The sequence below is a fragment of the Desertibacillus haloalkaliphilus genome (assembly GCF_019039105.1).
Lineage (GTDB): Bacteria > Bacillota > Bacilli > Bacillales > KJ1-10-99 > Desertibacillus > Desertibacillus haloalkaliphilus.
The window spans coordinates 85,854-102,799 of sequence record NZ_JAHPIV010000010.1 but is presented as its reverse complement, the minus strand read 5'-3'; the positions used below and the strand labels follow the sequence as shown (position 1 = coordinate 102,799).

Sequence of the window (16,946 nt, the reverse complement as noted above, 5' to 3'; positions counted from 1 at the left end):
TTCACAGCAGCATCTGTCACAACGATATTCAACCTAGTCTCCCCCTTTCTCGTGAAGTCACAGTACAAATTAGTATAGCATGTTTGAGACGAGCGTACATAAAAGAAGGAGCCCTACTCACCTATTGACTACCATTCTATTTTACTCATCTCTTACTTTAAAAGAATTGCTTTGTTTAAGCAGGTCACTGCTTAATTGGTTTAATTCTTCCGCGGCTTGTGCGACACTATTTAATGCATCAACTTGCTGATCAGTAGATGCATTAACTTCTTCAACCGATGCTGCAGCTTGTTCAGTCACAGCGGCAATGCTTTGAATGGATCCAACTAGTGCATCTTTGTGATCGTTCATGATCGTTAAATCATGATTAATCGAATCAATCGAGTCAACAAAGGTTGCGATTGCCGTAGCAATTCGGTCAAATGCCTTTTCGGTATCTGAAACAGCTGTGGTTTGTTCCGAAGAAATTTCTTGTGTTTTCGTAATCGCAGCAATCGCACGCTCAGATTCAGATACAATCCCTTTAATCGTTTCACTTACTTTAACCGTCGCATCTGAAGACTGTTCAGCTAACTTTCTGACTTCATCAGCAACAACCGCAAATCCTTTCCCGTGTTCACCAGCTCTTGCTGCTTCAATACTTGCATTAAGTGCTAGTAAATTCGTTTGTTCAGAAATCCCGTTGATCGCACTGATCACACTTTCAACCTCTGAAATTTTCGACGACAAATCAACGATAACAGATTGTACTGATGCAATGACTTCATTGGATTCAGCATTCTTTTCTTTTAGGACTACGACTTGAGAAGCACCTTGCTTGCTCTGTTCTTTCGTTTGATTTGAAAGCTCCATTAATGTATTCGTTTCTGTGGTTACTTTATCAATTTGGTTTGAGAATTCCACAGCACGGTTACGCGTATCCTCTACATCAGACGCTTGTTGTGAAGCCCCCTTCGCTATTTCAGATACTGCTTGTGAAACATCCTCACTTGAAGCAATCATTTCCTCTGAAACTGCGCTCATGTTTTCAGCTGAATCATTGACTTGATTCGCTGAACGCTGAGCAGAATGAATTAACTCATTCACATTAGCTACCATCATATTAAAATGTTGTGCTAAATCTCCTACTTCATCTTTCGCCTTTGTTTGCACTTGAACGGTCAAATCACCATCTGCCACTCGACCAACTTCTGATTTCAATTGAACAATTGGACGCGTAATTCCTTTTGAGAAAAAATAAGCAGCTGTTAAGGATAGTAGAATCACAGCGATCGCAACTAGTAAGATAAGGTTACTTAAGTCTCTAGCACTCGCTAGCATATCATCATGGACATACACCGCACCGATCTTCCAATTCGTTTGTGGAACGGTCTCATAGTACATCAGTCGATCTTGACCATCAAAGTGATAATGAATGACGTCGTTCTTTTCCCCTGTTAACATTTGTTGAACCGCTTCTTCTTCAGAAAGATCTTCACCAGTGAGCGTTTGATGAACAAGAGCTACACCTTGATCATCATACAAAAATAAAAATCCATCATAATTAACCTCAACTTGATTAATTACAGTTGCCAACGCTTCAAGCGATACGTCCATCGCTAACACACCTAAAAATTGGTCAGCTTCTGTGATCGCTTTTGCAGCAGTAACGACATACTCTCCATCCTCATCACTAATATAAGGCTGTGTCCACACGACCTCATCTGGGTTTTCTTTCGCATTGATATACCACGGGCGCTCGGTTGGATCAAAGTCGTCTGGCAGATCAATTAATGGTGTCGTATCGATCGATTGATTGGTCGCAATATAACTTAATTGCACACTATCATTCAAATCATTAAAATGAGCGAAGGTTTGATCAATCGCCCCCCACCCCTCACGGTTGATTGGATCTTCTTCCACCGCATCTACAAAAGCTATAATACGCTCATCTTGACTAAAAAGATCAAGAGTCGTTGCGAAATTACCAAAATAATTATCAACGTAGCGATTAAGCTCTTGCACAAGGCTGGATGCTTCAGACTGCACATTGTCTTCGATCACATGTTTTGTTTGTTGATATGTAATCGTAGAAACAATCAGTAGCGACGCAGCTAACAGTCCTGATATCAAGATCATTAATTTTCGATTAATTTTTTGAAACATGTCTCTCTCCCTTTACCTAATGTCTTTTTTTATGTAGTTGAACAGCTAAAACATTTGTAAAATACAAATTAGTTGGACAAAGATAATATATCACAAAAACTTTTATGCGTCATACATTTTTACTAGATTCATATGTACTTAATCATACATCATTTTCCTTACTTTTCAGAAAAAATAAGAGAACCCTAAAAAAGTGCGAGTTCTCTTACCTATACTCTCCGAATTATGAAGATAGCAGTCCTATGATGAAAGACTCAAAAAGTTACGTTCGGGTCTTCAGACACTCCTCAATCTGCCTCTTTTTGTCATGTAACGATGCAAGGTCTTGTTGACTTGATAACGCCTCGATCTGAGCGACATAATAATCCATCGTTTGCGCGTGTAATTCTTTCTTAAGTTCCCCAACCCATTTTGCAAATTCGTCCCTATAATGCTCATGTAACACATGCAAGCAATCATGGATATATTGATCAGCAAACGGACGAAGTTTTTCCTCTAGTTGATCACGCAAGGCGAAATTTCCCTTTTCTAAAAAAAATGATTCCGTACTCGAATATTGGTCAAGTTCTTCCTTGAAGAAATCAGCATTAACCTCGTAAAATCCTTCATGAAACGAAGGCGAAGCAACATCAAAAGCTCGCAACGGCCGAACGTTCAAGTGCGGATCTACCTCCTGCAAACGTCCCCCCACCCTCTCGCACATGTCCTCTAGCGTCTTCTTAAGAAACATTTCAACTCGAAAGGATGTTGCCCGCATTTCTTGAACAAAATCAAAGGCAAGAAAATGAATCACTTCATTTACACAACGTTTTAAGGTTTTCGTAAAATCTTCTCCTTCAAAGCGTATCGGGCTGAAGATTCGTTTGTATTCATCAAAATATCGATAAAACACACGTTGCTTCACGTAAAAGACTAATTCATCAATCTCCTGCAATACAAGCTTTTGTTCAATCTCTACATCCACCTCGTCGACCAGCTCAAGCGAATGCCTATATGCTTTCCTCACTTGGTTTAGCTTCTCGACGCGAATATGTTCACTCTCATTTACCATCGCAATAAACAGAAATAGTCGCTCTTTTATCGTTTTGATTTCGTGATAGGAAACGTAAATCGATGATTGCAGAAGTCGTTCAATCGTATTTGTATAAAAATCATTTTCAAATGACTCCATTCCAGCATAAGCCGTTCCCATCTCAATATAGCTAGGGTCTACACGTCGCTTGTATCTTAGCGATTCGTTTTCGGACAATTGATCCATTTGAAATTTCTTTGCTAACAAACTGAGCTGACTTGAGACTGGAAAGATGCGCGCATCACGGATCCCACATGTTAAGAGATTTTTTTCAATATGAGCGACGACATCGTCAACCTCAGCCACACTGTGTGCCAAGTCAGCAGCATTAATAATAAAATACATTTTATCATGGGTAAAGGACTCTTTGACTCGACCTAATTGAATCAAGAACTCGCGATCGGCCCTTGAGAACGCATGGTTAAAATATGAGACAAATACGATCGCATCTGAGTGTTTGATGTAAGAAAATGCTAGATCCGTATGTCTTCCATTGATCGAATCAGCCCCTGGCGTATCAACGAGGATGATGCCTTGGCGTGTTAGCGAACAATCATAATAGACCTTAACCACCTCAACATAGCAGGCTTTCTCCTCCGTTTTCACTAATTCATAAAATTGCTCAAGGGAGACCTCAACGCTTTGACCGATCGATGCCTTCATCGACTCGTAACCAGCTTCTAGAGCTTGCAACAATGCCCATTGACGGTCATCTAATAACTCGAATGGATCCTCGTTACGGTCGTCTTCCTTTGTCGTCTCTTCATCCTCATGTAGTTGATCATCGTCTGTCTGTTGCCAAACGAACGACCGCTCTTGTAGCAGATGAAAAAGTTCCTCGAGGCTATCAACCTGTTGGTGAGCATACGAAAGCACTTCATTAATATCTTTTACAAGCTCACTTTCACATTTGAACGTCACTTCTACGCTCTTATGCGGATGATCAGCAGTCGGAGGGGAAATTTGGTTAATGACAGCCGTCGTCGGATTGGGAGAGACGGGGAGCAGTTCTTCTCCTAGTAATGCATTGGCAAAGGATGATTTCCCCGAACTAAATGCACCGAAGAGAGCGACGGTAAAACGATGATCGCGCAGGCGACTAGCCCGATCGATCAAGTCCTTCCTTGCCGTTGCAAACCCCTTTACCCCTTCAACAACCTGAGCTGTTTTCTCAAGTGCAGCAAGCACTTGATCCCTTTTTTCGTACATCTTAGGATCAGGAGTTCGTTTCCTTCCTTCATCATTGTTCATATAATCAGTTAAATTAACAGCGTACTGAGTTTTTTTGCTACTTTTATGTGATTGTGAGGTAAACTTCTGTTGCTTGAGAGACCCTTGGCGAGTTCGCTCATGTTTTTTATTAGGTCGATCCGTTTTGTTAAAAAGGATATCAATGAATTGCTCGTACGTGTGATCAAGTTTCTTTTCAATTTCTAGGGTTCCTTCGCACGCAAGAAGCTTCCGTTCAAATTCATCTCTTTTCCGAACACGATCACGTTCTCTCTTCGCTCTATGCTTTCTTACATATGTACTTGCTTCGGCAAGCTTTTTCAAGGCGTGCGTACGATAATAGGATCTCACCTGTTGAATGACTTGCTGTGAGAAATGAAGAACATATTGATGATTAAATAGTGCACCACGACTGAGAGCATTTGTAATCACAGTATCTGGTAGACCGACGTTAAATTGATGAATCGATATCCGTAAGGCTTCATCGTTCAGGCCATATGCCTTCGTATGAGAAAACAATAACTGCCGAATATGAATATCAAGGTACGTCGTCGCGTTTTCAGACAGCTCCTGGTAAAACTGCTGAAAACGATTGTCTTGAGCTTGTCTTGTTCGCGCAGTAGAAAAGAACCCTTTCACTTTAAAACCGATTTGCTTTGATTCTAAGTAATCCCTAGCCAAATGCCTCGTATGATAGGGCATCAAATTCGCATTTTCCAAAATGCGTTCGAGCTTCTCACTAAACTCTTCCTCAAATTGTTGAACCAATGTTTCGGCTGTCACCTGCTGTTGCTTGTATGTCTCCCACTGTTGTTTAATTTCTTTAAAATCGTTTGGCTGATAAGGATGTAATACCTCTTTATACTCTTCTAGGCGGTGCTGAAAGTGATCACTCCACCACTCTATGTGTTCTAAAATCATTTGAAAGCTTTCAGTGAGAATACTTTTTGCAAGCATCATTTCTTTATCAGCAATGACCTCATTTAACTCATCCCTTAATCGATCAAGTTCGTTATATTGGTGATCTCCAGCAAAAGAAGACGTATAGAACAACCCTTCACATTGCAATTGGTGGTCGTGCAACGACTTGCTAATTTTTTCTTGATACGCAGAAAAGGGGAGTTCTGTGTCGATATGTTTATCAATTTGATTAATTAATAAAAACGTCGGCTTCACCTGTTCATTAAGCTTTTGGATAAACTTACGGTTGATCTCAGATTCAACATGGTGATAATCCATCACATACAAAACAAGGTCGGCTAAGTGTAAATGGGATTCAGTCGCAAGGCGATGGGCCTCCTCTGTCGAATCAATGCCTGGCGTATCTAAAAGAGTCACTCCCTTCGGCAATTGTTCATTTGGCTCACGAATGTCAACGATGTCAACAGAATCTCCATCCATGCAGTACTGTTCAACAGAATCAAAAGCACCTTCTCCTTTGAATGTCACAGTCCCCTTATCTTTAAACGTGACAACGACCTCTGGGTGCCTTGCTGCCTTTACTTTCACGATATTAGCACTTGTTGGAATCGGGTGTGACGGTAACACCTCCTGACCAATGAGCTCATTAATTAATGTCGACTTCCCTGCAGAAAATTGACCACAAAACGCGATCACAAGCTGGTTGTCATCCAACTTTTCTACTAACTGCTCGCACTTTTTTAATCGTTTGTGATCGCTTTTTTGGCTGAGGTGATCATAGATCTTCTGCAGACCCTTCTTTATTTCTGAGAGCTCTTTATTGGAATTTTTTACATAACGATTTAACTTCTCCATCTGTTCTCGCTGATTCAACTGCATAAGCTCACCTGCCCTGTCACTTCTTTTCTACGAGTGTATCAAAAAAACTGGCTTCATTCGTTACCATTATAAAAAAACCGTTCAAAAAAGAGATCAGCTTCCTCTTTTTTAAAACGGCCGCAAGACTTTACTGATTTTGTACGAGTTTCTTTCCATCCATACGTGTACTGACGACTTTATAGATCAAGATCCCAATGCTACCGACAAGAGCAAAACCTGCTAATATGAGATACAACGTCGTGACACCCATTTCCTCGATCACCCAGCCGCCACCAAGCGAACCAATAATGCCTGAGAGGCCAAAGAACGTGGTAATAAATAAGATATGGCCAGTCGCTTGCAAATGATCTGGAATTAACTTTGAAACAAATTGAAAGGCACAAATATAAAACACACCAAACGAAACCCCATGTAGCACTTGCAACACTAGTGTAAACGTAGGATCATGTATCATTCCCATTAAAAACCAGCGGCTGCTATAGATCAACCCTGCTACTAAAATAAAGGTTAATGGATGAAAGCGACGGAACCAATAGGCACTTGTTGCAAGAACGAGGGCTTCAGAGGTGACGCCAATGAACCAAGCTAATCCGATTAAAGATTCAGAACCCCCTAATTCAACGATATAAATCCCTAAAAAACTATCATTTGTGCGGTGTGTGATCGATACGAATAAAATAATCAACAGAAATAATAGTAATTTTGGGTGAATACCCAATTTCACAGCGCTTAGTAAGGTAACCGGCTTTGCCGTTGACTTCACATCTGAAACCGTTAATGCCATTATCAAGGCAACAAAGGCCACACATAAAAATGGAATCCACAAATACTCGATGCCAAAAAACGCTAAAAAGTACCCAGTTAAAAGAGAGGTAATCGCAAAGCCTAACGAACCCCACATACGTATCCGCCCAAAGTTCCCCTGCATTTGCTGTGCGGTTTTTTGTGCAAGACTATCTCCTAATGCCGTGATTGGTGACATAAATGAAAATAATACAAACATCATGATCATAAATCCAATGAAACTGTTCATCTGAAAAAGAGCGACTGCAGCCGCAAGTACACCGATCAGGGTAACGACCAACACCCGTTTAATCGTTTTGTATTTATCGCTCATATATGCCCAAAACGGCTGAGCAAAAATCGATGCAAACGGTCCTACAGCTAATAACCAGCCGACTTCTATACCTGATAAACCATGATGTTGAAAATAAACGGGCATGTAACTAATGATAATGGTCATCGTTGAATAGGCGAAATAGAGATACGCCATTAAACGAAAGGCAGAACGATTGTTTCCCATAGTTCCCCTCAATTCTACACGTAGATTATTCACCTGTACTAGCATAAGCGCTCTACATGAAAATATCTAGATATGTAGGCAAAGTACAACTTTTCGAAAAATAACAAAAGCCTTGAAAACACTAATGTATATGTGTTCAAGGCTTCTTTCATTACAACAGACCATCTTTTTCAAAAAGGTAGGCATATGGGATATCAATAAATAAGTAGAGCTGATCGTCAATTGGAATCGCATAGGTACGAATAATCTCATCTCGTTCAATATCTGTATAGAGATCAGAGAGGATCCCCTTTTGCTCATAATTCATACGGACAATGTTTTCGAGGAAATAAGGGCGCCAACTCCAGTTTTTAAAACGGTCTTCTGGGTGTAACTCCCATCCCCCTTCTTCATTTCTAACCGCATTCGATGATTGTTGGAAACCATCATGGTCACAAATATAAACACGAAAACTGATATCCGTTAACTCATAGGCGACACGTTTAACAACATCATCATAATCATCTGTGACAGTAACTTTTTTTAAAGTCGATTTGATCGATTTACTTAACTGGTCTGTGATCGATAATTGAGCTTCAATTTTTTTCCGCTCATAGTTAATAAAATGATGAAATTGTTCTTTTAGATTTTCCTTACACAAATCATGAGGAACAAATTCTCGTTTCGGCTTCGCTACATAATTTCCTTGATAATATCTTCCACCATTGCGCCATGCATAATTTAAATCAAGAAAACTATTGATTCCATCAAACAATAACAGGGCGCCGATCTTCTGCGTGAGCATTGATAAAGAATGAAGGGCATCCCGATACAATTGTGGTAAGGCATTATCACCATCAAGAAAAGAAAAATTAACTTTCACGATGTTCGGCTTCAAAAAAGCAATTCGCTCTAAGTTTCGTCCACCGGAACCACCGTCCGTTAAGGCGACTTTCATTCCGAGACTCTGGATATAGGTTAACAAATGTTTCAATCTCGAAATGTCTCCTATATATAACCCTTCTGCGATCTGAAGAACAACTCGATCGAGTCGCAGCCCTTGCTCCTGATAGGCGAGTAATTTTGCAATAAATTCCTCGCCTTGATCATTCATTAGGAGATTGACATTATAATTTAAAAATAATAATTGATCTGTCTTTTTTTCTATGTAATAGTTTAGGGCAAGCGTCTGCACATGATCATCAATTTCAAGACGGTATTCATCGGGAATGCTCGGATCTTGAAAGAATCCCCCTAAACTTTTGACACCTGACTCCGTTTCGATTCTAGAGAGGACTTCATACCCAATCACCGTTTGTTTATCCGCACTAACTACCGGTTCAAAATATGGAATCACTTGATCTTTATTCATTAGAATATCAAGGGCATCCATGCTACCACCTCAATTTAGACTTAAATAGTTTATTTGATTCTATTTTTATTATACCATGAACTTATTAGTGAGAAAGTACCTTCATCGTACTCAATGCACGAACAAATAAACCCCTGATACCTAGTGTCCAAATTTGTTTCTATTGTAGCGCTTCCACTTCAATCAAAGTCGGCACTAGTAAGCTCACTTCCTCGAATATGTTTCACCGTTAGTGCAATCCGTCCCCCTTTTCCACCGCCAAAAAGATGCATAAACCGTTACGTTCATGCACCTGTATGACCTACTTGTCCTTATTATACGTCGGACGCGGCTTTGAAAAGCGCTCTCCAAGTTTTCCATAATCCGTTCCTGCTAAGCGGCTAAGCGGGGCTAGTGCATCGGTGGATATTTTCCCGTCCTCATAGACACTGTCGTCAATATCAAAACAAACCACTTCGCCAATAATTAAATCGGCATGTGGTGCTTCTTCGCTTCCACCGAGTGGAATGACCTTATGTAAGCGACACTCTAGCTTAATTTTCGCTTCTTTAATGGAGGGGACACCCACCTTATGACTCGGTATCTTTGTCAATCCTATCTCTTCAACTTCACTAACGTCATGAGGGAAGTCAGCTGATGAGGCGTTGACTTGCTCGACGTTACCTTCATCCACGACATGAACGACAAATTCCTGCTGGTTGCAAATATTTAACGATGTATCCTTTTGAACGCCATTTGGCTTACGACCGACGGATACACTAATTAAAGGTGGGTCAGCCGTTACGACATTATAAAAACTAAACGGTGCAGCGTTTAGAACACCTGTTGTCGATTGGCTAGTCACAAATGCGATTGGTCGTGGCAAAACGCTCCCAATCAACAATTTATAATTGTCCTTCCTCGACAATTGTTTTGGATCAATAATCATTTGCTTCACCTCAACGATTAAAATAGTTCGAACATTCTCCCATGGCTCTCCCTATCTTAACGAGGGAAAGCCATGGGAGCGATTAGGCTAAACCAGGAAGTTTCTGTACGAATCCTTCCTTTCGAATGATCCGTTCTGTTTCACTTGCTATCTCTTCTAGATAAGCATCAATTACATCCTGAATTTCTGCTGCTTTCTTTAAACGAGCGGTCCCATGTTTCATTTTTTCTTTATAAATCATTTCACAAGCTTTAATTCGCTTCTTCTCTTTTTCCTCAACACTCGGGTCGATGCATAACTCAAACATATCAACGACTTCATCATGCTTTCGTGAAGGGTCGATGACATGAGGTGATGTTCCATCGAGGATCGCTAGATTTAATTCGTCAATGATGATCATATCAAGACTATCTGGATCAAGCCCGCATAAAAAATACGTCAGTGAATAGCCGCGCTCAAGCGCTGGCTCCGCAACTTTTCTCATTAAGGTTGACTTTCCGCTTCCAGAACGCCCTTTTATGATGTAGCGCTTTTTCACATCTGCTGTCAGTGAGTCGATAAAATTCTCAGCACCCATAGGTGTCGCAGCCCCAAAGAAGATCTCTTCGACTTCGCCATGACCTGATTTAGGAGGAACTTGTTTATAAATGACATCAATTAATTTTTCGGCAACTTTATCCGCTTTTTTAAAATCCATCGCTGATAAGTAAATATCCTCTTTTGTTTCATGGATCTGTTTTGCCTCTGAAAACAATCGGTACGCCTCTTTATATTGATACTGTCTTTCATCGACTAATTGCTCCACTTTTTCTTTTACCTTACTAAAGTGCTTTTGATTGATGTCATCATTAAGGTTGACAATCTCTTTTAGCTTCGATCGATGGTCAAGAGCGGAATGCTGAGCCAATGCCTCATCAAAAAAAGCAAGCCGTAATGCTTTAATTCGCACCCCTTCACGACGCTTTTGATGATGAGGGCTATGGTAATAATCGACCTGATAACCTTTCTTTTCATAGGATAACCCGACTTCATCTAAGAGCTCAGATTTTGCACGCAATGAGTCCCCTTTAATCAAATACAGATGATTAATCGTTTCTACAACGCTATCAAACAATGAAAAAAACCCTTGACTTGTATTCCCACTTACATAATAATGTTTGACACTCATGAGCAACCTCCACCTCAGTAAACTAATCATGATGTACGTAACTGTTAGAATAAATGTCTACTGTAAGCGTATGCCACGACTGCCGAAACGGTTACTCTGCCTACATCGGTAAGACAGAATGTTTATTTTGTAAAATCAAAGGGTGTTTCTTGATAAACATAATAGTTTAACCAGTTAGAGAATAATAGATTCGAATGTGCGCGCCACTTCAAACGTGGTTTTTCATGATGATTATTATTCGGAAAATAATTTTCAGGAATATGAATATTCAGACCCTTTTCTTTATCACGTTCATATTCATCCTGTAATGTACATGCATCATACTCAGAATGACCAGTGACAAAAATTTGCTGTCCATTTTTTGAGGCAACAATGTATACGCCAGCGCTTTCAGATTCAGACAAAATCTCAAGGTCCGGAACCTGCTCAATATCTTCACGACGAACATCAGTATGACGAGAATGCGGAACTAAAAACTCATCATCAAACCCTCGAAGTAATTTGACATTGTCAACATTAACGGTATGAGGATATACACCAAACAGCTTTCGATCCAAGGGATATTTTGGTATGCCATAATGATGATATAATCCGGCTTGCGCTCCCCAACAGATATGTAGGGTTGATGTTACATTTGTGACACTCCAATCCATGATCGTCTTTAACTCTTCCCAATAGGTAACCTCTTCAAACTCAAGTTTTTCGATTGGCGCCCCCGTAATAATCATCCCATCAAACTTACGCGTCTTAATTTCATCAATCGTTTTGTAAAACGAAGCTAAATGTTCTTGAGATGTATTCTTTGAATGATGTGTATCAGGATGAAGGAACGCAACCTCAACTTGCAGCGGCGTGTTCCCTAACAACCGCAGCAATTGCGTCTCCGCCGTTTCTTTGATCGGCATCAAATTTAAAATGACGATTTTTAATGGGCGGATGTCCTGTTGATAGGCCCGACTTTCATCCATCACAAAGATATTTTCACTGTTAAGAATCTCTTTTGCAGGGAGATGATCTGGTACTTTAATTGGCATTTTGATACTCCTTTACTACTTTCATACTATCAATTTTTATTGATCCGATGATAAAATAACAACACCGTAATATCTACTGTCATATGTGTCGAGAACTAGCATCTGCACAAGTTTTTGGCAAATGTCTATGACATTATAACTTAATATAACATAAATCCTTTAGAGTATTAAATGAAAAAAGCATAAAAATCTGATCATTAAAAACAATTGTATGAAGCCTATTCTACCCGCGTAAACTACCATGTAGGCTACTCTTAATTCTAAAGGAAAGGAAGATATACATTGAATAAAATCATCAAACGAATCATAACAGCCATTGCGATTCGCCAAGGCCAGAAGCTTCTTACCAAATTGATTAGAAACATCCGCTAAAACGCCTATATCATAGTTTTTTTAGATTCGATCCATCCTGTTAATTATTAAAGGTAACATGTTTTTTGACTATTCGCAATTTATATGTTTATATTTTTTTAGAAAATGATCAAAGCAAAGGATGTGTTTTTTATATGAAAGTGCGGCTTGAATGGGTCTATCAGCCCGTCCGAGGTAAAAAACGGATGCGTTTCCTTTCGGATTACGTCACGCCTGAAGAAGCTTTATTCTTTTACCGCGACATTGAACGAACCGGACGAGTGAAATCGCTAGAATTCTACGATGCAACAGGAATGCAGTGGCTCAAAAAGGAGCTCGAAAAACTTGTCGAACAAATCGAGACAGAGCCTCATGCGATTACAGCCTACTTCGATGGTGGACACAATCGTGAAACTCATACGGCCGGCCTTGGTACAGTCATTTATTATGAAAAAGATGGGAAGTCATATCGGATTCGTAAAAATGATCGCTTTGAGGAAATTGAAACGAATAACGAAGCGGAATATGCGGCTTTGTGGCTACTTCTCCTCGAATTGGAAGAACTCGAGGTACACCATACAGACATAACCATAAAAGGAGATTCACAGGTCGTACTTAATCAGTTGACGGGTGAGTGGCCAACCTATGAAGAACATTTGAACCGTTGGCTCGACCGAATTGAAGAAAAATTGAAGACGCTCGGATTAACTCCAAACTATATACTTATTCCTCGAAAGGAAAATCAAGAGGCAGACCGCCTGGCTTCACAAGCGTTAGAAGGAACACCAATTGCAAGTCATCTTACAATTGATGAAAAGGAATCGGGACAAAACTAGTTAAATCGAGGCTGGTACAAAAGGTAAAAACCAACCTTTTGTACCAACCTCTCTATGGTTTCTATTACGCCTAGGCGTTAAGCTCTTCTTTAATTAAAATCGTAGGATCGTCCGCTAGAGATAACTCCTTACCCGTTTCCTCTACACGTACACAAGGTCGATGCAAATGTGAATTAATGCGTGTAACAATTCCAGTTTCCCCTGTGCTTAAGCGTACACTAGTACCTGGAAGATACGAAGGGACACCTTTGAAGAAGCTGTTCACAACCGAATGTTTATAATCGACATCCGTTAAGCTCATGATTTTTTCTACAGCTTCATATGGTGGAACTCGGTCTATAGATAGTAGTTGTTCATAGCGATTGGCAACGCTACACACTTGAGCAAATTCTAATACTTCATCTTTCTTTAACTGTCTAGGGTAACCAGTTCCATTTACTTTTTCATGGTGCTGGTAGGCAATATGAGCCGATAATAAATTAAACTCACGAATACTTCGAAGAATTGTAAACCCTTCAAAGGGATGCTTTGCTTCATCGCTCGTCACAGCTTTACCGATGTCATGCAATAAACATCCAATCGCTAAATCACGTTGCTGAATGTCATTGTATTGAAGCTGTTTACCCATCTGTAACGCAATTAATGCTACATTGACAGCATGAGCGTATGGCTGGATTTCTTTTGCTGTTGATGTAGAAGGGACTAGCAAAACGGCTTTTCTGACCTTTACTTCCTGTAATAGCTTCGAAGCTGTTACTTGGATGTCCTTTATTGGTATCGGAGCTTGTTTCTCTACTTGTTCAAATGCTTGTTGTACAGTTTTGATCGCATCGATCCATGTCGGCATATCAACCATTTCATCAAGGGTAATCCCTCTAGAGGAAGTATCCTCAACCACTACATATGTAATCCCTAATTCTAGTAACTTTTGCAAGTATTTTGGATGAATAGCATTACCTGCTGCTAATAATATTCGTCCTTTTTGATCATAGATTGGCTTGGCAAGCTCCATTGTATTGTAATTGTAATCTGAAATTTCTATCACTCTCACTAAACAAACACCACACTTTAATTTTTTCGAAAAACGCAAACGTTTATGATAAGGAACATCTATAAAGCAGGTTCCACTCCACATCCAAACCATTTTACCATGAAAGGTAAAAAAGTTATAGGAAGAAAGTTACAACCCAAAGACATAAAAGAAGCTGCTCTAAAAGAAAGGTCCACCTTTTAAAACAGCCTCTACACTTATTTTCGTTCATTCATTTCCTTAATAAGTAGATCCGCTAACTGATTATGAATACGGGTCACACCTAACGGCTCTCGCACGCGACCATAATCTTCGTGATGGAAATCAGATCCACCGGTTCTCAATAAACGAACATGATGTTTTTGCTCGATCCCTTCAACCAATTGTTCATAATGCCTCGCATCTTCTGGAGAATGATCGCGATGATAGACTTCAACCCCATCTAACCGATCATTCACGACCCAACCTTCAATATACTCATCAAGACCATAATAGACAGGATGAGCGAGAATCGCGACACCCTTTGTTTTATGAATCCACTCAATCGCTTCTGTTGGTGTCATCTCCCGTTCTTTGGCAACGTAACACGGTTTATCCTCTGCTAAATATAGCTGAAACGCTTCAGCCACATCTTTCACATATCCATGCTTAACTAACGCTTTCGCAATATGAGGACGACCAATGCTACCTCCATCGACAAACTCTAAAACATCCTCTGCTTGTAGAGAAATCTGTTGTGCTGCCAATTTTTCGAGAATCACATCAAGTCGTTTCCTGCGCATCTCCCTTTGCTCAGCTAGCATACGCTTTAATTCTCGATCTCGATAATCAAGACCATAACCTAGCACGTGGACACTAATACCCTTATACTTGGTCGAGAATTCAATTCCGGGAATGACTTGTATCCCTTCATCCGCTGCCGCTGTGATCGCCTCTTCAACACCATCCATCGTGTCATGATCGGTTAATGACACGACTGAAAGCCCAACACCCGCACACTTTTTCATCAATTCAGATGGAGAATACCCACCATCTGAAGCTGTCGAATGCATATGTAAATCTGTATTTTTCTCTGTATGTTTCACATCACTCAACTCCTGCACCTTTTCGTACCTAACTGTAGCATCTCTACTGATCTTCAAGCAATCGTTTAGGATCTAACTCCCAAACAATCTGACCTGTTCGTAAATGATCGGTATAAACAAACTCATATCCACTTGATGACGGGACAAGATAGGCAATTTCCCCACGCATTTGCCGTGCCGGATGTAGTTGACCTCCTAATACGCCCTTCGTATTAATTCTCGACTCATGTTCATGACCATACCCTTGATCGTCAATCAACGTCATATTATAGCGAGAAATCTCATGAATGCGATCAGTCGTATTTTCAATGGTAACATCAACAATGACAATATGTTCTTCAACCGAACCCGCCTCGCTCTCTTCTAAACGAGCATCATTAATTGTTACATGCAAACCATTGATAAATACCGTATCACCAATATTAAAAACATCCGCCTGACTACTAGCTGGCTTAGCCGTCCACTCACCTCGTGCATCTGTATCTTTCGGTGAATGTCCCCCTAAATAAAACCCAAGCATAAAGCTTAAAATCATTGATAAGACAAGCAAAGCAACGATTTTTTTTTGTAATACCATCCTTCCACTCTCCCAGTTCATGAACGTCAATCTTGCTGCCTCTAGACAGACACTCCCTACTCTATGTATGCCTACACCTGTTTATACCCATTTCATTTGTGATATCCATGAGAAAAGAAGAGCCTTATTTCATAGGCTCATTTACGAATCAACGATTTTCTTTCCACCACTCATCATACACTGTAACAGGTAACCTCCGTTTATGTTCGGTTTTGTTATAGCGTGTCTCAATTTTTTCAACAATGGCTTCAGGTACGTTACTACCTTCCATATAATCATCAAGCTGTTCATACGTCATTCCTAACGCCACTTCATCAGGTAACCCTGGCTTGTCATCTTCTAGGTCAGCTGTAGGGGCTTTCGTGTATAGATGTTCAGGGCAGCCTAGTTCCATTAATAATTGCTTCCCTTGACGTTTGTTTAACCCATATAACGGCGCAACATCACACGCCCCGTCCCCATGCTTTGTAAAAAATCCAGTAATCGCTTCAGCGGCATGATCAGTTCCAATCACAAGACAACCAACATGTGCCCCTACATCATATTGGGCTTTCATCCGTTCACGCGCCTTCGTATTCCCTTTATTAAAGTCAGTTAACTGTTCACCAACAGCCTCGTAAAACGATTGATAAGCTGCATCCACTGCAGGCTTAATATTAATCGTCACCTGTTTCGTTGGATTGATAAACACAATCGCATCTTGTGCGTCACGTTCATCTTGTTGCTCACCGTAAGGTAAACGGACGGCAATGAATTGGTAAGAGTTTTCCTTTTGTTCATTTAATTCATCAATAGCCATTTGAGCTAACTTTCCGGCAAGCGTCGAATCCTGCCCACCTGAAATGCCAAGTACATACCCATTGGCCCCAGTCGAAGTCAGGTATGATTTTAAAAAATTCACGCGTTTTCGGATTTCACCTTTTGCATCAATGGTTGGTTGAACATGTAAGTCAGCTATAATTTGTTTTTGAATCACTTTTTTCCCTCCATGATTGCTTCGATTGTTTTTATAAATGGTGCCGATGAACGTTGCGAA

Annotated in this window: 12 protein-coding genes; 1 reads left to right on the top strand and 11 read right to left on the bottom strand. The window is 40.2% G+C overall.

Annotated features, from left to right (window positions below; genetic code table 11):
- Positions 1–141: 141 nt before the first annotated feature.
- The 7 genes from KH400_RS12580 to metA all read right to left on the bottom strand — a co-directional run bounded on the left by KH400_RS12580 (position 142) and on the right by metA (position 12,031).
- Positions 142–2,145, bottom strand: a complete 2,004-nt coding sequence (locus KH400_RS12580; protein ID WP_217225044.1) for a methyl-accepting chemotaxis protein — start codon at positions 2,143–2,145, stop codon at positions 142–144.
- 262 nt (positions 2,146–2,407) lie between these two features.
- Entirely contained in the window at positions 2,408–6,247 is a 3,840-nt protein-coding gene (locus KH400_RS12575) for a dynamin family protein (protein ID WP_217225042.1), read from the bottom strand.
- A 127-nt stretch (positions 6,248–6,374) separates the two neighbouring features.
- Positions 6,375–7,550, bottom strand: coding sequence for an MFS transporter (locus tag KH400_RS12570; protein WP_217225041.1), 1,176 nt, complete (start codon positions 7,548–7,550; stop codon positions 6,375–6,377).
- A gap of 151 nt (positions 7,551–7,701) precedes the next feature.
- Positions 7,702–8,922 carry an EAL domain-containing protein gene (locus KH400_RS12565; RefSeq protein ID WP_217225040.1) on the bottom strand — a complete coding sequence of 407 codons (1,221 nt, stop codon included), beginning with the start codon at positions 8,920–8,922 and terminating at the stop codon, positions 7,702–7,704.
- 280 nt (positions 8,923–9,202) lie between these two features.
- A complete protein-coding gene (locus KH400_RS12560) occupies positions 9,203–9,829 on the bottom strand; it encodes a flavin reductase family protein (protein ID WP_217225039.1) in 627 nt (208 codons plus the stop codon).
- An 82-nt stretch (positions 9,830–9,911) separates the two neighbouring features.
- Positions 9,912–10,997 (bottom strand): hypothetical protein, encoded by a 1,086-nt coding sequence (locus tag KH400_RS12555; protein ID WP_217225038.1) that lies wholly within the window; start codon positions 10,995–10,997, stop codon positions 9,912–9,914.
- Positions 10,998–11,119: 122 nt separating this feature from the next.
- Positions 11,120–12,031: a homoserine O-acetyltransferase MetA gene (gene metA / locus KH400_RS12550; RefSeq protein ID WP_217225037.1), complete on the bottom strand. Its 912-nt coding sequence runs from the start codon at positions 12,029–12,031 to the stop codon at positions 11,120–11,122.
- 506 nt (positions 12,032–12,537) lie between these two features.
- On the opposite strand from metA, the gene KH400_RS12545 reads away from it, so the two are divergent.
- A complete protein-coding gene (locus KH400_RS12545) occupies positions 12,538–13,218 on the top strand; it encodes a reverse transcriptase-like protein (RefSeq protein WP_217225035.1) in 681 nt (226 codons plus the stop codon).
- Positions 13,219–13,288: 70 nt separating this feature from the next.
- Here KH400_RS12545 and KH400_RS12540 read toward each other — a convergent pair whose 3' ends face one another.
- The 4 genes from KH400_RS12540 to nadE form a co-directional block, all read right to left on the bottom strand.
- On the bottom strand, positions 13,289–14,269 hold the full coding sequence (locus KH400_RS12540) for an HD-GYP domain-containing protein (RefSeq protein WP_217225033.1): 981 nt from the start codon (positions 14,267–14,269) through the stop codon (positions 13,289–13,291).
- Positions 14,270–14,466: 197 nt separating this feature from the next.
- On the bottom strand, positions 14,467–15,333 hold the full coding sequence (locus KH400_RS12535) for a PHP domain-containing protein (protein WP_312889155.1): 867 nt from the start codon (positions 15,331–15,333) through the stop codon (positions 14,467–14,469).
- Positions 15,334–15,376: 43 nt separating this feature from the next.
- Positions 15,377–15,910: a DUF4352 domain-containing protein gene (locus KH400_RS12530; protein ID WP_217225031.1), complete on the bottom strand. Its 534-nt coding sequence runs from the start codon at positions 15,908–15,910 to the stop codon at positions 15,377–15,379.
- A gap of 148 nt (positions 15,911–16,058) precedes the next feature.
- On the bottom strand, positions 16,059–16,883 hold the full coding sequence (gene nadE, locus KH400_RS12525) for an NAD(+) synthase (protein WP_217225179.1): 825 nt from the start codon (positions 16,881–16,883) through the stop codon (positions 16,059–16,061).
- Positions 16,884–16,946 lie beyond the last annotated feature (63 nt).